The organism is Nocardia sp. NPDC003979 (assembly GCF_053605015.1).
Genome location: NZ_JBSGIJ010000033.1, coordinates 22,237 through 42,101, shown reverse-complemented (window position 1 = coordinate 42,101; position 19,865 = coordinate 22,237). Strand labels below are relative to the sequence as shown.

Annotated in this window: 17 protein-coding genes and 1 pseudogene; 6 read left to right on the top strand and 12 right to left on the bottom strand. The window is 65.9% G+C overall.

Translation table 11 applies throughout. From position 1 onward, the window contains the following. Positions 1–97: 97 nt before the first annotated feature. Positions 98–302, bottom strand: a pseudogene (locus ACWEVR_RS32830) (ATP-binding protein); the annotation flags it as partial. A gap of 116 nt (positions 303–418) precedes the next feature. Between ACWEVR_RS32830 and ACWEVR_RS32825 the strand changes: the two are divergent. Beyond that, complete coding sequence (locus ACWEVR_RS32825; protein ID WP_452470094.1) at positions 419–865, top strand: hypothetical protein; 447 nt, start codon at positions 419–421, stop codon at positions 863–865. Then, the gene (locus tag ACWEVR_RS32820) at positions 849–1,358 is read left to right on the top strand and encodes a phosphotransferase (protein ID WP_452470093.1); all 510 of its coding nucleotides are present in this window, start codon (positions 849–851) and stop codon (positions 1,356–1,358) included. Before ACWEVR_RS32825 ends, ACWEVR_RS32820 begins: the two co-directional genes overlap by 17 nt. Before the next feature lie 151 nt (positions 1,359–1,509). Here the strand turns inward: ACWEVR_RS32820 and ACWEVR_RS32815 are convergent, their stop codons facing one another. The 10 genes from ACWEVR_RS32815 to ACWEVR_RS32770 all read right to left on the bottom strand — a co-directional run bounded on the left by ACWEVR_RS32815 (position 1,510) and on the right by ACWEVR_RS32770 (position 11,412). Beyond that, the gene (locus ACWEVR_RS32815; RefSeq protein WP_452470092.1) at positions 1,510–2,367 is read right to left on the bottom strand and encodes a class I SAM-dependent methyltransferase; all 858 of its coding nucleotides are present in this window, start codon (positions 2,365–2,367) and stop codon (positions 1,510–1,512) included. A 69-nt stretch (positions 2,368–2,436) separates the two neighbouring features. Next, positions 2,437–3,561, bottom strand: coding sequence for a radical SAM protein (locus tag ACWEVR_RS32810; RefSeq protein WP_452470091.1), 1,125 nt, complete (start codon positions 3,559–3,561; stop codon positions 2,437–2,439). Between the two features lie 16 nt (positions 3,562–3,577). Continuing rightward, positions 3,578–4,537: a radical SAM protein gene (locus tag ACWEVR_RS32805; RefSeq protein ID WP_452470090.1), complete on the bottom strand. Its 960-nt coding sequence runs from the start codon at positions 4,535–4,537 to the stop codon at positions 3,578–3,580. Further along, complete coding sequence (locus ACWEVR_RS32800; protein ID WP_452470089.1) at positions 4,534–5,352, bottom strand: class I SAM-dependent methyltransferase; 819 nt, start codon at positions 5,350–5,352, stop codon at positions 4,534–4,536. The genes ACWEVR_RS32805 and ACWEVR_RS32800 overlap by 4 nt, the downstream gene beginning before the upstream one ends. Then, positions 5,349–7,478 (bottom strand): phosphoketolase, encoded by a 2,130-nt coding sequence (locus tag ACWEVR_RS32795; protein ID WP_452470088.1) that lies wholly within the window; start codon positions 7,476–7,478, stop codon positions 5,349–5,351. Before ACWEVR_RS32795 ends, ACWEVR_RS32800 begins: the two co-directional genes overlap by 4 nt. Continuing rightward, entirely contained in the window at positions 7,475–7,942 is a 468-nt protein-coding gene (locus ACWEVR_RS32790; RefSeq protein WP_452470087.1) for a hypothetical protein, read from the bottom strand. Before ACWEVR_RS32790 ends, ACWEVR_RS32795 begins: the two co-directional genes overlap by 4 nt. Beyond that, the gene (locus ACWEVR_RS32785) at positions 7,932–8,558 is read right to left on the bottom strand and encodes a GGDEF domain-containing protein (RefSeq protein WP_452470086.1); all 627 of its coding nucleotides are present in this window, start codon (positions 8,556–8,558) and stop codon (positions 7,932–7,934) included. The genes ACWEVR_RS32790 and ACWEVR_RS32785 overlap by 11 nt, the downstream gene beginning before the upstream one ends. Before the next feature lie 12 nt (positions 8,559–8,570). Beyond that, positions 8,571–9,221, bottom strand: a complete 651-nt coding sequence (locus tag ACWEVR_RS32780; protein ID WP_452470085.1) for an HAD family hydrolase — start codon at positions 9,219–9,221, stop codon at positions 8,571–8,573. Next, on the bottom strand, positions 9,208–10,095 hold the full coding sequence (locus tag ACWEVR_RS32775) for an enolase C-terminal domain-like protein (RefSeq protein WP_452470084.1): 888 nt from the start codon (positions 10,093–10,095) through the stop codon (positions 9,208–9,210). The genes ACWEVR_RS32780 and ACWEVR_RS32775 overlap by 14 nt, the downstream gene beginning before the upstream one ends. 252 nt (positions 10,096–10,347) lie before the next feature. Then, positions 10,348–11,412 carry a radical SAM protein gene (locus ACWEVR_RS32770; RefSeq protein WP_452470083.1) on the bottom strand — a complete coding sequence of 355 codons (1,065 nt, stop codon included), beginning with the start codon at positions 11,410–11,412 and terminating at the stop codon, positions 10,348–10,350. 238 nt (positions 11,413–11,650) lie between these two features. On the opposite strand from ACWEVR_RS32770, the gene ACWEVR_RS32765 reads away from it, so the two are divergent. From ACWEVR_RS32765 to ACWEVR_RS32750, 4 genes are all read left to right on the top strand, one after another. Next, positions 11,651–12,049, top strand: a complete 399-nt coding sequence (locus tag ACWEVR_RS32765; RefSeq protein WP_452470082.1) for a helix-turn-helix domain-containing protein — start codon at positions 11,651–11,653, stop codon at positions 12,047–12,049. Between the two features lie 629 nt (positions 12,050–12,678). Further along, a complete protein-coding gene (locus ACWEVR_RS32760) occupies positions 12,679–16,038 on the top strand; it encodes an NB-ARC domain-containing protein (RefSeq protein ID WP_452470081.1) in 3,360 nt (1,119 codons plus the stop codon). Further along, the gene (locus ACWEVR_RS32755; RefSeq protein ID WP_452470080.1) at positions 16,038–17,207 is read left to right on the top strand and encodes a damage-control phosphatase ARMT1 family protein; all 1,170 of its coding nucleotides are present in this window, start codon (positions 16,038–16,040) and stop codon (positions 17,205–17,207) included. The genes ACWEVR_RS32760 and ACWEVR_RS32755 overlap by 1 nt, the downstream gene beginning before the upstream one ends. A 393-nt stretch (positions 17,208–17,600) precedes the next feature. Continuing rightward, a complete protein-coding gene (locus ACWEVR_RS32750) occupies positions 17,601–18,911 on the top strand; it encodes a hypothetical protein (protein ID WP_452470079.1) in 1,311 nt (436 codons plus the stop codon). 34 nt (positions 18,912–18,945) lie between these two features. On the opposite strand, the gene ACWEVR_RS32745 is transcribed toward ACWEVR_RS32750, so the two are convergent. Beyond that, a complete protein-coding gene (locus ACWEVR_RS32745; protein WP_452470078.1) occupies positions 18,946–19,851 on the bottom strand; it encodes a phosphotransferase enzyme family protein in 906 nt (301 codons plus the stop codon). Positions 19,852–19,865 lie beyond the last annotated feature (14 nt).

Genomic DNA, 19,865 nt, shown 5'->3' with positions numbered 1-19,865 from the left:
TTCGTAACGCCCGTTTCTGAGTCGAGGCAATCGGGCGGGATCGTCTGCGCGAGAACGGAAAGCACCCGACCCGTCGTTTCGGTCGGGTGCCACCGTTTCAGTTCTGTTTGGCGCGAGTGCTGGCGAGTCGGTATGAGTCGGTGCCGGTTTCGATGATATGGCCGCCGAAGGTGAGCCGGTCGACGATCGCAGCGCAGAGGCGTGGGTCGGTGAAGGTCTTGGTCCAGCCCGAGTAGCTGTCGTTGGAGGCGATCGCGACAGAGTACTTTCTCCTCGCGTTCGGTCAGAACCTGGAACAGTTTGTCGAAGTCGGATGCGTCTCTGCGAGGTGGCTAGCGGCCACTTGTCCGGCGGACCGAGGCGCGCAGACCGCGAAAACAGGTGGCCGCCAGATGATGCGTGGCACCAGGATGCTGGAATGGCCAACGAGATGAACACCGCCCACCGGATCATCTGGCGGGACCTTTCCGAACCGACGCGCCACGCTGTCGAAGAACGCGTCGGTGCGCGGGTACGTTCCGCGGTGACCCAACCCGGCGGATTCAGCCACGGTCTAGCGGCCCGGCTGGTGCTCGATGACGATCGTGTGGTGTTCGCGAAGGCCATCACCACCGATGACCCGCTCATCACCATGTACCGCACCGAAGCGACCACCGCCACACGGCTACCACCGCGTGTGCCAGCGCCGCGAGTGTTGGCCACGATCGAGGCCGACGGCTGGTTGGTCATGATCTTCGAGCACATCTCCGGCGCCCACCCTCGGCTCGAGGATCCGGTCGAGTTGGCCGCGGTGCTGACTGCGGTCGAGCTGATGTCGGAGGCGCTAGATCCGAGCCCACTGCCTCGACGTGCCGACCATCGATGACCTCTATGGCGTGAAGCTCGCCGGCTGGCGCCGCTATGCCGAACAGGGCCCACCCGCTGATCTCGACGACTGGTCGCGACGCAACCTGGACAGGCTCGCGGCTTTGGAGGGCGACTGGACCACTTCGGCAGCGGGAAAAGTATTGCTGCACACCGATCTTCGTCCCGACAACATGCGGATGCGCCCCGACGGAACCGTGGCTGTGGTCGATTGGGCGTGGCCATGCACTGGCGCAGCCTGGGTCGATCTCGTCATGCTCACACCAGCCATCGCCAACAAGGGAATCGATCCGGATCCGATCCTGGCAACCCACCCCGTAACTAGAAACACCGATCCCGCCTCCATAAACTCATTGCTCTGCGGACTCTCCGGCTACTGGGCCAGCGCCAGCCGTCAACCACCGCCGCCGCGCGCACCACAGCTCCGCGAACACCGCGCCCGCGCCGAACACGTGACAACGCAATGGCTGCGTCGCAGACTCGGCTGGCCGTAGCGCTAACGGTCGGACATTCGCAGATCGAGGACGGTGCGAGGGAGGACCAGTCGATGGGTGCCGGGTTCATACGACGTTCGCCGTCGGCCTCGACGTTGCTTATGGTGTCCTGCAGTCGGTTTCGACCTTCAGGAGTCGCTCACGACGACGATCATTTGTGCGCGGGGTCAAGGTTGCAGCCGAGGATGTAGTAGTGGGCGATCGACTCCTGGAGCTGTCCAGATGGTTCGAGTTCGAGCAATCGTGCTCGCAGATCGGTCTCGAATCGTTCTGCGAGAGTGGAGTCCTGACGAATCCGGGCGGTGTAGGAGGTCGACCACAAGAATCCGAGGAACTCATCCACCGTCCAGGTGTGCGGTGTGGGGAACTGGTGCTCAGCGACGTCGACGAACCCTGCTTCGTGCAGCACGTCTTCGTGAGTGCGCCGCGCGGGGGTGTCGTCCTCGGCGGGGGCAGCCACAGTGCTCGCGGGGCGTCCCGGCTCGCCGGACCATCTGGCTACGACGTCGACTACGACGGCTTGCCAGGGCTCGGTCCCGCTCCACGGTGTGCTGCTGCCCAGGACGGCCAGGCATCCGCCTGGGGCCAGCCATTGGCGGGCGCGCTCGGCGATCAGCGATCGGTCCAGGCGGTGGAACGCATTGCCGATCGTGACGAGCTGCACCGGTTCGTCGATGGCCAGGTCTTCTGCCTTGCCGGTGCTCCAGGTGATGTTAGTGGCGCCAGCTCGCTCGGCTTTGGCGCGTCCGACCTCGACCATGTCGGGCTCGAGGTCCACGGCATAGACGTGGGCGAACCGGGTGTGCAGCGGAATCGCAATTTCACCAGTGCCGCAAGCGAGATCGACCAGGACGCCGCCCTCGCCGACCTGGTCGAGGAGGTCGTCGAACAGTGGCTGGGGGTAGGCCGGGCGGTACCGGCTGTAGTACTCGGCTGCGCCGCGGAAGAGGTCGTCGCGGTAGCCGGGTCGCATAGGCCAGCTTGGTGGGGTCGACGGGGTGTTGGTCATGTCGGGTTCTCGCTCCTTGCTCTGGCGGTTCGGTGCGATGCGGCGGGCTGTGCTGCGTTCGGCTGGCGGTCAGGGGACGAGGTCGGGGCGATCGAACTGCCGCCGGTAGGCGCTGAACCCTTCTCCGCAGACCCGCGAGCACACCTTGAGCTTGCCGCCCGCGATGGTGTCGGTGCTCCAGCTGCGTTCCACGGCCGTGAAGAATTCGCCGACGAGGATCTCATCGAGCGGGTGGTGGGCGGCGTCGAGGGTGGTGACTCCGCCGGAGGCGGTGAGCAGGTCGTGGACCTGTGCGTCGGTGGCGGCTTGTCCACGATACAGCTGGGGCAGCGTCGCTTGGACGTACAGCCAGCAGCACGGATACACGTGCCCGGTCGCCGAGACGAAGATAGCGCTCGAGTCGAGGGCCTGGCACTGGATGGTGCAGGTGTCGAAGAACGCGTCGAAGTACTCGGCGCGGGCCTCGATGCTGCGCGCCCAGAGCACGACCTCGTTGACGAGCCGCTCGTCGGCCGGTGGCCGCAGTTCCCCGACGACTGTGCCGGTGCGGTCGTAGATCGGGGCGGCATCGATGCCGTCACCGGGACGCAGTTCAGGCGCGGGTTCATACAGAGGCCGCAGGAAGCGAGCGGTCTTCTTGACGCTGAACTCGGCGAATCCGAGTTCGGTCGCGCGGGCGCGGGCGGATTCGATCTCGTGTTCGTTGTGGGCGAAGGCGATGTAGTCCCACTGGGCTCGGCCGCCGGCGTCGATGAACGCGGCGGCGTTGGCCAGGACTTTGTCGATGTCGATTTTGCGCCGGTACACGCCGTTGCTGGCCAGCCCGTCGATGGCGAAGATCGTGGTGACGCCGGGGATTTCGGCCAGCCGTGTCCACCAGGTCTGGGTGCGCAGGCCGCCGTTGGAGTAGATGCGGATGGTGGTGGCCGGATTGGTGGAGTGGATGTGGTGGCAGATGTCGAGCAGTTCGGGGGCAATGGCGGGATCGCCGTAGGCGCCGCAGATGTCGACGATCTCGAGTTGGGCCAGGACGTGTTCGGGCACGTAGGTGCGGAACTGGTCCAGGGTCATCGAAGTTTCGGTGAGGCCGGGAGCGGTGGCGCCGAAGAGATTGCGGGCGCACATGGGGCATTCGGCGTTGCAGCGGGTGGAGACCTCGAGGTGCAGTTGGCGCAGGTCCGGGACGGTGTACATGGTTCTCACCTCGGGTTCAGGGGTGGACGGCGGTCGGGGCGGACTTGGTGGCCTTGATTCCGGCGATGCAGTTGCAGGACCGCGCTGTGCAGGTGATGCCCGCGGTGGGCAGGGCCAGGTTGTTGTCGAAGATCGATCCGATCCGGCCGCCCTCGCGACACGACGCCGGCCAGATCTCATCGAACCGGATGAACAGGGATTCGGCGCCGACGTTGCAGGTCCAGCCAGGCCACCGGTTAGCGCCGGTGTCGATGAGCTGCGACGGGGTCAGGACTTCGTGGGTGCCGTCGAGGTATTCGACGTCGAGGTCGCCTTTGAGTAGCGCGGTTTCGCGGGAGCCGGGCTGGTCGACCTCGGTGGCGAGGGCGGCGGTGAGCGCGGCGTGCTGGTCGGGACTGTAGTCGGCGGCCCGCGCCCAGCCGTCGAGGAACATGATCTTGCGGTGCACCGGCGCCTTACCGTCGGCCTGGATGGTCGCGGCGAGGTTCATGGTGGTGTCGAAGGCGGCGGGGTCGATCACCACGTTGACATCGACGCTGGTCGTCGCGGCTATGGTGTCGACGACGGCACGGAAGTGGTCGGGGTCGGCGCGTCCGTGGTGGTAGCTGAGTAGTACGTGGTCGAAGGCGGGTGCGTGGGTAGCCCACCAGGGCTGCGGCCGGCTGCCGTTGGACAGGACCGCGACGTCGATGCCGAGGGCGCGCAGGTCGGCGGCCATGCGGGGCAGCCGTGGCCACAGGGTGATCTCGCCGCCGCTGAGCAGGAAGGTGATGCCGCGGCCGCGGTAGTGCTCGGCGACGGTGCGGGTGAAGCGGTGCACCGAGTCATAGTCAGGCCAGCGAACCCTGTTGTCGTGCAAATAAATTGGGCAGTAGTGGCAGGCATAGTTGCAGACGCTGGACATGATCCACTCCACGACGACGCGACCGGTGTCGGCGGTGTCGGCGGAGGTGATCCGGAGCGGGATTCGGGTCATGACCCTCCGTTCGGGCGGGCGGCGATGATCAGCTCGGTGGTGAGGTGTTCGGTAAGTACGGCGTCGGGCCCGAACTTCTCCACGAGCGCTGCCCGCAGGTCGTCCGCGAACGCCGCGCGGGCGGACTCGTCGCTGAATTGCCCTGGTGCGCTGTAGGAGAACGAGAACTGGAGCCCGATCACGGAATCGATGTCCCGATCCAGATCCCAGTGCCAGGTCGTAACGTCGATGTCGGAGAACGCCGAGGTGGCCAGGACTTCGGTGTGGGTCAGGCGGGGATGGGTGTAGGTGCTGGCGCCGGCGCGGCGAGCCGTGCCGAGGTGGGCGGTGCGGACCTCGGTGACGATGTCGTGCCAGGGCGGTGTGGTGGCGGTGGCCGGGGGCCCGCCGCTGGCCAGCACGACCGCACCGGCCGCGGTGAGGCGATGGTCGAGGTCGGCCAGCAGTGCGGAGCGGTCGGTCCAGTGGAAGCTGGCGCCCATGGTGACCAGATCGAGAGCGGGCAGATCGAGGGCGTCGAGGTGGTAGGAGTCGCCCTCGCGCCAGCTGATGTTGTCGATCCCGGCCGCGGTGGCGAGTTTCGCGCCTTCGTGCAGCATCTGGGGATCGGGGTCGACGGCGTGCACGTGGGCGACCAACGGTGCCAGGCGCAGCGCGATCTGGCCGGTGCCGCAACCGAGGTCGAGTACCTGTTGGGTGCCATCGAGACCGAAGCGGTCGCTCACGGTGGTGAACAGCGCGGCCGGGTAGCCGGGCCGGTGCCGGGCGTAGAAGGGGGCGGCGCCGGTGAACAGGCCGTGGGGGTCGTAGGTCATTCAGCGGGCTCCTTGCCGGATAAGGGGTCACAGGTGGTGCTGTCGAGCAATGCGAGGGCGTCCTCGTGCAGCGCACTGGTGGCGATCCCGGTGTGGTGGAGTAGTTCGTCGTGGCTCATCGGGAGGGGCGGGTTGGCCCAGCCTCGTACGACGACGGTGCGCGGTGCGGCGCGTTCCCCGAGCAGTGCATGGACTGCGGCCGGGTAGCAGGTGGTCGCGATGAGGACCGTGGCCCCGTGTGGGAACAGCCGCTCGAAGTCGGTGGCCGAGATCGCGGCGTCACGGCGACCGGGTGCGCCGAGGCTGGTCAGGTCGTGGATGTGCACGTACCGCAGGCGGGCCGCGGGGCGGGTGGCGGTGATGGTCGTTGCGGCGCGGGTGAGCTCGCGGGCGGCGATGTCACCGATCGAGACCAGCACGATCTCGGGATCGGGGTCGTCGGCGATGTGCGGCCAGACGGCGTACCCGTCATGCAGCTCCGCGTCGATGGTGGTGTGCGGATGGGCGGGCATCGGATGTTTGGAGGCGATGACCAGGCTGGCGCGGCCGAATTTGCGCACGGCGAAGGTGAGTGCGGCCGCGGTGCGGGCGGCGTCGGCGGGCAGATAGACGTGCACGCTCGGGTCGGCGGTGCCGATGGCGATGTCGATGAGCCCGGGGTTGGCGTGGGTGATCGTGTTGTGCCAGCCGAGGCTGGTCAGCAGGTAGACCAGGCTCGGGCCCGGCGGGCGTCCGGCCGCCGCGGCGAGCCGGTGCGCGAGGAGCTGTTGGGCCAGCAGTGAGGCGGTGATCGGGGCGAACGCCTCGTAGCCGACGACCACGCCGCGGCGACCGGTGGCCTGATAGCCCTGAGCCCAGGCGTGGCACAGCTCCTCGTTGAGCACTTCGATCGTCCAGCCAGAATCGGGGGCTCCCAGCTCGATCCGGTTGGAGGCCAGTTCATCCGGGCTGAACACCCTCAGCCCGTAGACGGAGTTCAGTTCGCGCAGGGTGGTGGTGATAGCGGCACCGAAGTCTGCGCCGGCGACCCGGTCGGCGACTGCGCCGGCGGCGGCGATGCAGCCGCGCGGTGCGTGGAGTTCGACCCGGCTGGTTGCGGCCGGCGCGAGGACGCGGCGCACCGTCGCGGTCGGCGCCCCGCCGGTGAACAGTTCCTGCGGGCGGTAGCCCGACAGCCAGCGCTCCAGCGCAACGAATTCCGCATTATCTTCGCGCGGGTTGCGGAGGGGAACCTTGTGCACTCGCGGCGTTTGTGCAACCTGTTGCCCAGCAACCGTTTTCGGCACGCCGTGGCCCTTGTCGACGGTAACGACGACAACGGTCGACGGTCCGTACTGCAAGGGCCGCAGCCCGGTCAAGGCGCGGGCCACTGCGGCGGTGATCTCGTCGGTGGACGGGCCGGCGGTGATCACCTCATAGCCCAGGCCGCCGAGGTGGCGGGCCAGATCGCAGGGGTCCAGGGCGGCCAGCAGCGAGGCCGAGCCCATGCGCAGGCCGTTGGCGAGGATGACCGGCAGCACGCGGCCGTGGGTGCCGGTGCCGATCATGGCGCGTGCGCCCAGCCAGGCTGCCGCAGTCGCGCCGGTTTCGCACTCTCCGTCGCCGATCACCGCGACGACGAGCCTGTCGGGGGCGTCCAAGCCCATGCCGTGGGCGATCGCCAGAGCGGGCCCGAGTTGGCCGCCGACGTGGTCGTGGCCGGGGATGAGCGGCGTAATTTCCCCACCGAACCGGGTGCGCGGGAACTGCGCGCACAGCTGCGCAAGGTCATGCTCGGTGTGACCGAATGCGTCTTCACCGGTGTCGAGGGCACCGGTGATCCAGGCGTGCGCGAGCGCCGACGGCCCGGCGTGGCCGCCTCCGTGCACGACCCGCACGTCGGTTCCGGGCATGCGCCGGTAGGGGCCCAACGCGGCGAGTACGGCATTGACCGGTGGGCACACGCCCCAGTGCCCGGCCGGGGCCAGTTTGACGTGGCCGGGCTGCAACGGCGTGGACAAGGTGACGTTGTCACCCAGATACAGCTGTGCCAGGCACAGGTAGTCCAGGGCGCGTCGCGCGGTGTCGACCTCGGCGGCGGTCACCGAGGCCGCGGCCGCCGCGACTTGGGTTGTCCAGTCGGTCATCGCCGGGCCTTCCGATCAGCGCCGGCCTGGGCGATCGCCGCCACGGCAGCGGTGATGCGGTCGGCACGCAGCTGATCGTTCCCGGCTTCGACGATCATCTCGAGGATCTGGGTCAGCTCGGGCTCGGTGATGTGGTCCAGGTCGAGATCGGCTGCGGTCAGGGCCTGTTGCAGGTCCGCAGGGATGCGATGGTGGCGGCGATCCGGCAGCGCGCGCAACCGCAGCGCCACCGCTCCGCTGGTCTGCTGGGCGGCCCAGGGCGGCGGATTCAAGGCGGCGCGGCCGTCGATGTTGAACACCACTCGTGAACAGCCGCCGGTCCCGTGGTGGTGCTCGACGCGGTAGCGGCGCCCGCGGTGGGGCCCTCGGGGTGCAGCGAAGTCGAGCACCACCACGGTGCGGCCATGCAACCGGCGAAGGGTGCCTTCGGTGCAGACCGGGATTGCGGGCAGTTCAGGCAGCATCGACCATCACCCGGGCAAGATCGACGATGACCAGCGCCCCGGCGGGACCGCCGGTGTTGCGGCGCGCCGCTTTGGCCGCGAACAACGCGCGGTCCACTGCGGCGAGGAGGAACTTCGCGCGCACTGCCGGGTCGACGCTCGGCCACACCAGGCCGGGGCGGACGACTGTCGCGGCGAAGGACACGCTGCACGGCAGTGCGGCTCGGCAGCGGTCACGCAGGTCGGTGACCGAGGCGGTGAACCCCGCCTCGGTGACGCCAGTCGCGGCCACGATGACCTCGTCACCACCGAACGTCGATACACATCCTGCGGGGAATGCGGTGTCGGCGAACCAGGTTCGGCACACTGAACCCAACTGTGTCATCAGCGCATTTCCGGCCAGATGGCCGAAGCTGTCGGGATCGGTGGCGTTGCTGTGCTCGACGTGGCTTTTGAGGTCGTCGACATCACCGATGGCCAGGCCGAGCAGAGTGTGCTCGGCGACGACGCTGGCCAGTGCATCGGTGATGCCATGCGGGTAAAGGTCGGGGAAGGCCACCAACCCGGTGATCGGGTCGCAGCGGGCTGCGGTCAACCATTCGGCGCGGCAGGGCAGCTCATCGAGAATATTGGTCACGGACAGGGCCTTTCAGCTCAGCAGAGGTGCCAGATCGGTCAGGGCCCCAATGCGGGCGACGTCGGGGTGCGCCGGGGTAGCGCTGTTGCGGACGAGGTGGATGGCAGACCAGCCAGCGGCCAGTGCGCCGTCGATGTCGAAGCGGGCGCTGTCACCGACGTTGAGCAGCTGCTGCGGCGCCAGGTCCATCGCGGCCTCGATCGCGCGGAAGGCGGCCGGCTGCGGTTTGCACGCGCCGATCTGCCAGCTGTGCAGCACCACCTCGGCGAGCACGAAGTACGGCGGCCGCGCGGGCTGGGTGTCGGGGTCGGGCCCGATCGCGTTCGACAGCAGGCAGATGCGGAAGCCGAGCCCGGCCAGCTGCTCCAAGGTGGGGATCACATCGGGATACAGCGGCGGATCGGCCATGTCGGCCACGCGCAGGCGCAGCCGAGCAGCCACCACGTCAGCTGCGTGCGGGCGGCCGCATGCGGTGGCGAGGATGGCAGCCAGTTCACCTGGCGGTGTGCGGCGGGTCTTGGCGTGTTCGATCAGCAGGTCGCGGACGTGCTCGATATCGGCGTCGAGCAATTCGGCGAGTTCGGCCGCCAGGACTCCGCGGGGCATGCGCACCAGGACCCCACCGATGTCGAAGCAGATCGCCCGGACCTCACGCTGCGGCACCGGCGTCTCCTTCTACGAAGCGATAGCCGCTGGTCAACCCTGCGACCGTGCGGGCGTCCAGATGCCCGGCGGCGGGCACCAAGGGATCGAGCTGGTGGTCTTGGCGCAGCGGTTCCAGCGTCATGTGGTACTCGATTGCGGGAACAGCCGCGGCGGGTGCGCTGGCGGCCAGGGCCAGTGCGACCGCCAGGCCGGAGCCGTGCGGAAGGCTGCGGATGTTCAGTCGCGCGGCCAGTTCCACCATCGACAGGGTGTGGGCGAGCCCGCCGCACCAGGTCGGATCCGGTTGCCAGATCTGGATATCCCCGACGAGGGTGCGCAGCTGGTCGGTGGGCTCGTAGTCGTGCTCACCGGCGGCGCGTGCCAGCCCGTGCCGGGCCAGGTCGGCATGCGAGATCGGGCCGGGCTCCTCGACCCAGCACACGCCCGCCTCGGCCAACACCGGGAGCATTTGGCGGGCGTAGTCGGCGGGCCAGCGCCCGCCGACGTCGACACCGATGCGGGCCTGCTCGCCGACCGCCTCGCGCAGGCGTCGCAGCCGGGCCGCGTCCGCCCGTGGTGTCTCGCCTCGGGCCGCGCCGGGCAGTCCCCATTTCTGTGCCCAGAAGCCCTCGTCGACGAGCCAGGCAGCGATGTCGGGTGCCAGCGGGTGGTCGATGTCGATGCCCAGTGCCGTGGCATACACCGGGATGCGGTCGCGTCGCTCACCAGCGAGCAGCGCGCCGACCGGGACACCGGTGGCGTGGCTGCGCAGGTCCCACGCAGCGAGCTCGACCGCCGACACCGCAAGGCGCAGGTGCCCGCCCTGGCGGTGGCGACCGTGCGGGGCGAGCGAGGCCATTGCCCGCCAGGCCGCGAGGTCTCGGCCGATCACGGCGGGAGCGACCTGGTCGGAACGCCAACTGGGCCACCGTGGCCGATACCGGCCCGAACCAACCTGTCGCGCCGGTGCTGTCGACGACTCCGACCGCCATCCGGGTCAGGTTCTCCGGCCACGGCTGCGCAGCCGGGTGACGCCGCGCGGGCCCAGTCCAGTCGGGCAGTACCTCCGCCACGGGCGCGGCGGTGAGGGGCAGCGGCGGTAACGGGCGGGTGATGACGTCGGTGATCGTGCGAGCCGTCATCGTCAGATCCTGGTGCCGGTCAGTGGCTCGTCGGCGAAGCTGAAGTACCACAGCGGCCGGTAGTTCTCCCACGGCTGTGGCCGGAGCCCGGTCGGCCCGAACAGCTCCTCGATCTCACGGCGAGCGGCGAGGTAGAACTCGATGTCACGGGCCCCGTCGGCGAGGAACACATCCATCATCGGGGTGTGGGACTGATAGACCTGGAACCGCGGGAAGGTCGTGGTCACCTCGACGAAGTCGGTGAGGTGGCGCGCGGCGACGTCGAGCGGGTCCAGGCCGATGATGTAGGTGAAGTCGGTGCGGATGCCCGCGGCGACGGCGTCACCGAGAACGCGCGCCATCTCGGTCGGGGTGAGCGCGGCCTTGGATTCCTTGAGGATCAGATCGCGCTTGGTGAAGGCTTCGGCGGTCAGCGTCAGGTGAAACGGTCCGATCCCGGCGGCCTCGGCCAGCCCGGCAGGCGTGGTCAGCACACTGGACAGAAAGTGGATCTCCCCGCCGCACTGTTGCGCAGTCATCGCTTCGCGAACCTGATGCAGGTGGGTCAGCGCGAGCTGCTCGAACCGGAAGCACCCGGTGCACACGGTCACCTTCTCCACGCCCGACAGCCCTGTGCCGGTGCGGTCCTCGACCAGGGTGGAGAAGTAGGCGTTGAGGTCGTCGAGGGCCAAGCGGGGATCGTTGGCTTCCTCAAGGGTGTTCGGGCAGAACACGCAGCCGGTGCATGCGCTGCGCGCGTTGGAGTTCAATGTCAGGACCCGGCCCTCGTTGCGCCAATACCCAAGCACCGCGTCGTCGGCCTCGGCGACGTCGATGACCGCGACCTGCTCACCACCGAGTAGAACCTGCTCACCGACCAACTTGAATGGTGACCGGCGCCGGCCCAGCGACAAGATCATGTACAGCTGATCCTCAGGGCGAGAGTTCAGCCGCAGCCGAAACCGCAACCGCGACACCCCGATGTCAGCGTCCAGACCGCACGCATTGAGCGCGATCAACATGACGTCGTCGGCGTCGATGCCCCATCGGATGGCGAGTCGTTCGGCGTCGGTGCTGGCTTCGAGCATATGTACCTACCTCTTGTTGCCGGTGTAAGTGGATGGTGTGGCGGGCATTGGTTGTCGACGTAGAGCAGGCCCGACGAGCGGTCGCGGTGCTCAAGCCCGGCGAGGTGTCCATGCCCGATAGGGGCGCCCCTCCACTCCGCCTCCACCCCGTCTTTGGGTCTGGCTGTTGTTCGAGTGTGCGGGCCCACGAACGCGAAATCGGCTACAGCCGTTTACAGTTCGCGCCTACTATCCGTTCATGGTGCATGCCCACGACGCGGCCCTGATAGGAGCGCGCCTGCGCGCAGCACGGGAAGCGGTGGGCAAGTCGCTGGCCTGGACTTCCCGGCAAACCAACCACAGCAAATCTGCACTCGGGGACGCCGAGAACGGCATCCGACGTCCGACCGCAGACCTCTTTGCGGTGGCGAGCGATCGCTTCGTCGAAGAGCCGGACGGCATTGCGGAATTTCTTCTTACGCAAGGCTTCTTTGCCACGTGCGACGAGGAACTGCGCTTTGAAGGACCCCGGGGTCAAATGCCCTGGGGTGTCATGGAATACGCTTTCATAGCCGACCGACAGGCGGGTTCGGCGCGGCGCACCGTTCCATTCGTGGTATCGCGTCTGACCGGGTGCGAGGAGCTGAATGGTCGGTGACCAGATGTAGATATGGTTGTTGATGATGTCGGTGCTCGCACGGTCTGGATCGGTGGTAGGCACCCTGACCGGCAGGGTGTACGCCATGACGTCACGCGCGATGGAAGGATCGGAGTAGATGTTTCGGTCATGGCTCGCGCAGTCGCGACATTGCGGCGAATGCAGGTCCAGCAGAACTGGTTTGTCTTCGATTTCGGATCGTTTCAGCAACGTTTGGAAGTCATGCTGGTCTGCCCATTGAATTGTCAACGTCATCAATCCGTTCGCGATCAGGCGGCGGACAGTCGATAACCAGCGGTACCTCGACAGTTGAGCCGAGGCGCGTCAGAGGTAGCGGCTCGCGTGAACTGCCTGTGCCAGGACTGGTCGGCGTCAGTTCGGGTCACCGCGCGGACCCCGCTGGTTGCTCTGCCGGCCGCTCCTGGCCGGGCCTGTCGTCTCACCATCTCGAAGTTGATGATGTTGGGAGCGGCTTGTTTTCAAGGTCCCATTCAGTCATCCTCGGCGGAAGCCACTGCAGGGGTACCGTAGGGACACTCGACGACGGCAGGGGCAGACGGGGGCGGTGACGGATGAGTTTGCGGGTTCGGCATTGGACCGGTGCCGATGCTCTCGCGCTCCGAGAAGCGATGCGGCTTACGCGAGAGGTGTTCTCCCAGAAGACCGGTATCGGAGTGAGTACGGTCAAGAAGTGGGAGACCCGCGGTGCGGTGCACAAGCTGTCTCTTCGTTTGGCCGAGGTGATGGACGCGACCCTGGACGGCGCCGAGGATGACGCGGCCGAACGCTTCTGGCAAGGTCGGATGTGCTCCGCCTCCGTAGGTTCGCTCCTACCACCACTGGAGTCCGGATTGATTCAGCGAGCCGATGAGTTCCATGAGCTGCGTGCTCTGGTTCTCGCCGCTGCCGATCACAGCAGCCCGCAGGTGATCGCGGTTGCAGGACCGGGAGGGTTCGGCAAGACCACATTGACCGCCCAGGTGACACACGATCCCGAGGTCGCGGCAGCATTCGAAGACATCCTCTGGGTCGAAACCGGGCAGAGTTGCACCCCGGACCGGGTTGTCCAGCTCATCTCGGATCTGTGCGTTCACCTCGGCCACGACCGGCCAGCGCTGGCCGATCCCACCCAGGCAGGCCTTCACCTGGCCCGCCTCCTCGACGAGCGCGAGGCCTTGCTGATCATCGATAACGTCTGGTCCGCGCACGATCTCGCACCGTTCCTTCAGGGAGCACCCCGTTGCGTGCGGATGATCAGCACACGCAATGTCGGAGTGTGTCCCTCGGATGCTGCTGTGTTCCGGCTCGGCACCATGAACGCCGATGAGACCAAGGAACTGATTCGGCGCAACCTGCCCAGCGAAGCCATCGATGGTTTGTCGCCGCTAGCTACCCTGTGCGGGGGGTGGCCGCTGTTGGCCACCGTCGTCAACGCCGCAGTCGGCCATGACATCCGTTCCGGAGCCACCCTGGGCGCGGCTCTCGCCGCCGCGAGTGAGATGCTACAGGCGGACGGACCGGGTGCCTTCGACGTGTGGGACACCGACCAGCGCAGCACCGCGATCGGCCATGCGATCTCGGCGAGTCTGCGAAACCTCGTCGAGCATGTCACCATCCCCGGCGCCGCGCGCCTCGATGACCGCTACCTCGACCTGTGCGTATTCCCGGCCTCGATACCGATACCGATCCCTATCCTGGCGCAGTGGTGGAAGACCGCACACGGCTGGAGTGTGTCGAGCACTCGCCGGTTCTGCCGGGTTCTCGCGGATCGCTCGATGATCAGCGCCCATCTCGCCGGTCAAGACGCCATCGTTCTGCATGACGTGTTCGTGGCTTACCTTCGGCATCTGTGTGGCGACGGTCAGCAGGCCATACACCGTTCGCTGCTCGATGCCTTCCGCCCTGTGAGTTTGCGGTGGGTCGATGCCCAAGACGTTGACTACCTGTGGCGGTGGCTTTCCTACCATCTCGATCGCGCGGCCCTGCTCGACGAGCTGTACGCCACGTTCGGGTCGCTGGACTTCCTCGCGGACAAGGTGCATCGCTATGGCCATCAGTCTCTCGCGCTCGACTACCAGATTCTGTCGAGTCATCCCAGCTCGAGCCCTGGTCGCGAGCTCACCGCGGCGGGCTTTCTGTTGCACGGGCTGACCGACCGCACCGATATTCTGGCCACTCTGCGGGTCATCACGGCAAGGACCGGCCATGAACTGGCCTGTGCCCCTTCTGACAGCGGCTTCGACGTCGAACATGTTGTCTCATCGGACAACCACAGCCCCGGCCACATCGGGGCGGTCGTTTCGGTGTCGGTGAACGGCTCGACGCTGGCCTCCGGTGGCGAGGACGGAGTGCTGAAGCTGTGGGATCTCGCGACCGGCAGCCCGGTCCGCCGCTGTAGCGGGCACACCGGATGGATACACGCCACTGCTGTCGCCCCCGACGGCTCCGTTGTCGCCACGGGCGGCGATGACGCCGACATCCGGCTGTGGGATACCGAGTCCGGATCGGTGATCGCCGTGCTCGCCGGCCACACTCGCCGTGTCAGATCGCTGGTGTTCACCCACGACGGCACTCGGCTGGTCTCCGGATCCGAGGACTGCCACATCTCGGTATGGGACGTCGAGCACCGCACGATGGTGCGAGCACCGACCGTCGTTGCTGTTCCGGTTTGGTCGGTAGCCGTATCTCTCGACGACCAGCTCATCGCGGTCGGTGGCCAGGACGAATCCGTCCGGCTGATCGACCTTGCCGATGGCCGGATCACTGCCGAGAAGATCGGCCATGACGACTGGGTGCGCACAGTCGCCTTTGCCGATCAGCGCACACTCCTCAGCGGTTCCGGAGACCGCTCGATCCGCCGCTGGACGATCACCCCCGACCACGATCTGATCCCCGAAACCCGAGCGACATTCACCGAGCGTGTCCGCGCCATCGTTTCCGACAACGACCAGACAGTCGTCGCGACCGAGGACGCCCACCTGCACATATTCGAAGACGATCGGCAGGTAGCCGATGCCGCGATGCCGCCGGGAGTCGACTGGATCCGCTCTATCGCGATCACCGAAGCGGGCGAGGTGATCGCCGGGTGCGAAGACGGCGCGATCAGACGATTGCGCGGTGGGCTCGTCTCGACATGGGTACCAGGGGTTAACACGGTCTGGTCGATCGCCCACCATCCCCAGACCCGGCAGACATTGCTCGGCGACGGTACCGGCGAAATCACCATCACCGACGAGTCAGGCACGAAATGCGCCACGATGCAGGTCAGTCCCGGACGGATATGGTCGCTGGCCTGCGCCGCGAACTACATCGCGGCGGCCTGCGGCGACGGCCAAGTCCACCTGCGATCGACCACCGACCCAGCCTGGAGCCTGGTTCTCAATCATGAAGCACGCAGAACATGGGCGGTCACCATCGCTGGTTCAGGGACTCGGGTCGCCGCCAGCGCCCGCGACGGACTTGTCCGAGTCTGGAGTCTGCCAGCCGGCGACCTCATCTGGGAGACCCGCACCGCCGCAGGACGAATCCGTTCACTGTCATTCGACGATGAAGGGTCGATCCTCGCTGCGGCATGTGGAGATGGCACAGCTCGCCTGTGGAACAGCCACGGCGAACTATTGACGGTCGTACCCGCCGCCGGCGGATGGAGCCGGACAGTCGCCCTCGACCCTGCTGGATCACGCCTGGCCGTCGGAGCGGGAACCGGCACGATCATTGTGCGCGACACCGGGACCGGGGAAACTGTGGCCGAGCTTTCCGGCCACGCTGGCCGCGTCCTGATGCTGGGATTCCTCGATGACCATGTCGTCTCCGTCGCCGCGAACGGCACAGCCCGCTGGTGGTCACTCACCGAATCCCGCCACTGCGAAGTCCGCGTCGACGCCTCCTGTCAGGCGGCCGCCTTCGAACCGGCCCGTGGTCGTGTCACGATTGCCAGCGCGGGCGGTATGACAACCTTGACCGTCCCTCAGTCCGCGATGGGAGCCTGATGTCCAACAGCACCACCTCCGCCCCGGCGATCCTGTCCAGCGAGAAGGGATCCTTCTCGTGGAAGGTTCTGACCCAGCGCCATCCCACCCTGATCGACCAGATCGCGTGCGGCCACCCCTACCCGCCCGAAATCCAGCGACGACTCGAGGTATTGCGGGAGGAAATCACCGGAAAGGTCCGGCCCCTGCCGGACGGCGCAGTGGCCAAGCACGCTTGGGACACGTGGGGTGAGGGACTCTACGGCTGCGACTGGCTCGACGTGCCGTTCCTCTGGGCCGAGAGCTACTTTTATCGCCTGCTATTGGAAGCAGTCGGCTACTACGAACCCGGCCCGTGGCGCGGAATCGATCCCTTCGTCCAGAAGAATACCGAACTCCACGACCCCGATCTCGCTGCGGAACTCGCAGCGATGAACCCCGACCACGACGGCTCGCCGACAGAAACCGCAGCCCTGATCCACGCCGCCTTATGGGGTAACCGCGCGGACCTCGGATTCCGGATCTCAGATCCCATGTCGGCTGCCCGCGAGCACAATCACTCCAACATCATTGTCGACCAGACCGCTCAAGCGGTAGATCTCCTGCGTGCCGTCACCGATGGGACGATCACGTTGATCGCCGACAACTCCGGCCGCGAGCTGATCCCCGACCTTCTGCTCATCGACCATCTCCTGAACCTCAACACCAGACTCACGGTCGAACTCCACCTCAAACCACACCCGTATTACGTCTCCGACGCCACCACAACAGATCTCCTGGCGACACTGCGCCTGCTGGAATCGATCCCCGGACGTGCCTCAGGCACCGCCGATCACCTCACCACGGCTCTGCGCAACGACAGACTTCGCCTATCGAGTCATGCGTTCTATTGTGCACCACAGTCTTTTCACGAACTGCCAACCGATCTCAAAGGCCAGCTGTCTGCCGCTGACGCCGTAATCTTGAAGGGCGACCTCAACTATCGACGGCTGACAGGCGACCACCACTGGCCGACGGCAACTCCGTTTAGCTCCCTAACCGAGTACTTTCCAACCGCTGTCATCGCACTTCGGACTCTCAAGTCAGACTTGGCTGTAGGAATCGATGGCACTACGTCTTTCCGGCTTGAGTCCTCGGACCCTTCTTGGCGAACCTCTGGCCACTACGGCATCGTTCAAACACGTCCATGATCTAGGCCTCGTCCGCGTGTCGATAACGCCCCAACTAATCTTGAGTCAAGCCTCAGTGCGTCCGGTTCTTTCGTTCGACTAGCTTCAAGCTTCGCTGCTTCGGACGAGGCCAAGCTCTCACCGAGGCAGCAGAATTCATGCATGCGAGCATGCCAGGCCGCCGCGCGACACTCGTCCATCATGTGCAATCATGACTTGATGAATGCCGCCGCAGATGCCCCGTCGGCAATGAGGACTTCACGATCGACCGGAGCGTTCCAGCGACCGTCGGAGCCCGCGCCGATCGAGGGAGTCCGACGGTTGCCCGCTAGCGAGGTGCAGGCCGCAATCGGGAGGTTTCTGTACCGCTTCCCGTTTCATGGACTGCCGTCCTGAGCGCGGCAAGGTCAAGCCATGGCTTTCGGTGATGAGATCCGGGCAGCGCGACGGTCGCGTCAGTGGTCCTACGGGCGGCTGATCCAAGCACTGGTGGAATGTGCGAATCACCAAGGCATCGGGATTATGACCGAGCGCAGCCTGAAAACTGCGCTGTCGCGGTGGGAGAACAACCGTACGGTCCCAGATGCCTTCTACAGACGGTTACTCACCACCGTCCTGCAACTGGAAGACGTCGACGACCTATTCGTCCGATCCGGTACCTACGTCCACGATCTCCCCAGCGCAGTGGACCTCATGGAAGGGCTCAGCGGCGGACGGGGTCAGCCCAGCAAAGACTATCCCGACGCCGGACTCGCGCTTGTCGAAGACGATCAAGTGATCGCGGGCTATCTGTTCACTCGCTCCTTCTCGGTGCTCGATAGTGATGTTCACTGCGCCGGTACAGTGCATCCCATTGCCGACCGGTTGCGTGCCAGAGCTGCGGAATTGATGGACCTCGACTTTGCGTTGGGCGGTGGTCATGTTCGACACGCATTGACTGCCTTCTTCAGATCACAGGTAGTGCCGGAGTTGCGAGCTAGCCGCGGCAAGCCACGTCATCGGGAAGTATCTTCTGCTGCTGCGGAGGTCATTCAGCTATTGGGTTGGACCGCGTACGACGAAGGCCAGCACAGTCTTGCTGCGAGGTACTTCGTCCTCGGGCTGCGACTCGCAGAGGAGGCAGGAGACCATTTGATGGGTTCCCGACTACTGGCGAATCTCAGCCATCAGTACACGTTCCTAGGACGGCCTCAGCGGGCATTGACCTTCGCGCGCGCGGCGCAGGCGGCGCTACGTGGACGTGGCACCAAAACGGTTGAAACCATGTGCGTGATGATGGAAGCCCGGGCGTTGGCAGTCCTCGGCGACGCCCGGCAAGCGATCGCGACAATCGGGCACGCAGAATCCTTGTTCGGCCGCAGTGCGTCTGACGAGCCAGCATGGATCGGCTACTACGATGAAGCCGAGCTGGCAGGCGACATCGCGCATGCGTTCAAAGACTTGGGTCAGCCTGCGGAGGCACGCCGGTTCACGGCTTTGGCCATTACTCCCACAACTCCTCGGCGGACACGATCCTTTATCCACTTCGTCGCTGCGCACGCCGCGCTGATGGCCGGAGAGGCTGGTGAAGCAGCCTCCCTGGCAGAGTCAGCTGCACGCGATGGCGCAGGCCTTCAGTCAGCGCGCCATGTAAGCTACGTTCGAGAATTCCGGAAGCGAGCGTCCGTCCTCGACGCGCCAGAACTTTCAGATTCGATCGAATCAATACACACTCCGTCAGGCTGATCACTCCGAGCCGAAGCCGAAGTAGAGTTCTCGGTCAAAAGCCACGCCACGCATCCCACAAACGACCGGTACGCATGGTGTTGAGCCGCTTATTGAACTCATGGCGAACGGCTGCGGAGTGTGCGGCGTTCTGACCTAGCCAGGTCGTCATACGTAGCTGCATGACTGCGCAGACTGTGGGAAACCCTTTCCAGCCTCGTACATCGTGCCCGTATGCCTTTGCAAATTCGATATACCGTTCGGGAGCGAGCATTCCCATCTCTGCTTCGGTGGCGATTTTGGCCAGGTCCCACTCACGATGTGCTCGACAGACCGCTTCAAGATCGAGCAGTACTGCGATTCCAGCGGGGTTCACGATGACATTCTTGATGTGCACATCTCCGTGATTGACACCCACATCCATCTCATATGCGAGTCCAGGGAGCTCGGCTCGCAACTCAGTAGCCCTGCCGACCAGAAAATCTTTGTCCGTGTCAGGAATCTCTGCCTGCTCGATGCGCTCTTCGACTCTTTCGAGGGGTAGCCAGGCAGGGATCTGGACTCCCACCGGTGGCGGAAGCTGGTGAAACCGTCGCAGTAGGTCTCCGATCACCCCGAGATCCGATTGTCCCGCGCTGGAGCCTTCTACATACTGCCAGAAGGTAATCGGATGACCATCGATCGTGATCGGTTGTGACGTAGGCAGGTTAGCCGTCCGTACGGCCTCGAAGCTGTTCTCATGGAGCCAACGTGCTGCCTCGACCTCTTTGACTGAGGTGCTCAAGTAGCTCGAATCGCGGGCGACGCGTACCACTACGCCTGGTCCCGGCAGCCGGAACATCAGGTTCTGGCCTAGGCGGAGGAGCTGGATGTCATCCGATGGGAGGCCGACGGTCCGGGATGCCGCAGCGGCGACCGGCGCCATCGCTTCGGGCACGAATCCGAGATGTTCGTTCGACACTCCACCAGGCTAGC

What these genes read in the sequence shown, in the direction of transcription:
- ACWEVR_RS32825 (WP_452470094.1), top strand. Translation starts at nt 419, where the DNA reads ATGGCCAACGAGATGAACACCGCCCACCGGATCATCTGGCGGGACCTT.
- ACWEVR_RS32815 (WP_452470092.1), bottom strand. Translation starts at nt 2,367, where the DNA reads ATGACCAACACCCCGTCGACCCCACCAAGCTGGCCTATGCGACCCGGC.
- ACWEVR_RS32810 (WP_452470091.1), bottom strand. Translation starts at nt 3,561, where the DNA reads ATGTACACCGTCCCGGACCTGCGCCAACTGCACCTCGAGGTCTCCACC.
- ACWEVR_RS32805 (WP_452470090.1), bottom strand. Translation starts at nt 4,537, where the DNA reads ATGACCCGAATCCCGCTCCGGATCACCTCCGCCGACACCGCCGACACC.
- ACWEVR_RS32800 (WP_452470089.1), bottom strand. Translation starts at nt 5,352, where the DNA reads ATGACCTACGACCCCCACGGCCTGTTCACCGGCGCCGCCCCCTTCTAC.
- ACWEVR_RS32795 (WP_452470088.1), bottom strand. Translation starts at nt 7,478, where the DNA reads ATGACCGACTGGACAACCCAAGTCGCGGCGGCCGCGGCCTCGGTGACC.
- ACWEVR_RS32790 (WP_452470087.1), bottom strand. Translation starts at nt 7,942, where the DNA reads ATGCTGCCTGAACTGCCCGCAATCCCGGTCTGCACCGAAGGCACCCTT.
- ACWEVR_RS32770 (WP_452470083.1), bottom strand. Translation starts at nt 11,412, where the DNA reads ATGCTCGAAGCCAGCACCGACGCCGAACGACTCGCCATCCGATGGGGC.
- ACWEVR_RS32765 (WP_452470082.1), top strand. Translation starts at nt 11,651, where the DNA reads ATGGTGCATGCCCACGACGCGGCCCTGATAGGAGCGCGCCTGCGCGCA.
- ACWEVR_RS32760 (WP_452470081.1), top strand. Translation starts at nt 12,679, where the DNA reads ATGCGGCTTACGCGAGAGGTGTTCTCCCAGAAGACCGGTATCGGAGTG.
- ACWEVR_RS32755 (WP_452470080.1), top strand. Translation starts at nt 16,038, where the DNA reads ATGTCCAACAGCACCACCTCCGCCCCGGCGATCCTGTCCAGCGAGAAG.
- ACWEVR_RS32750 (WP_452470079.1), top strand. Translation starts at nt 17,601, where the DNA reads ATGGCTTTCGGTGATGAGATCCGGGCAGCGCGACGGTCGCGTCAGTGG.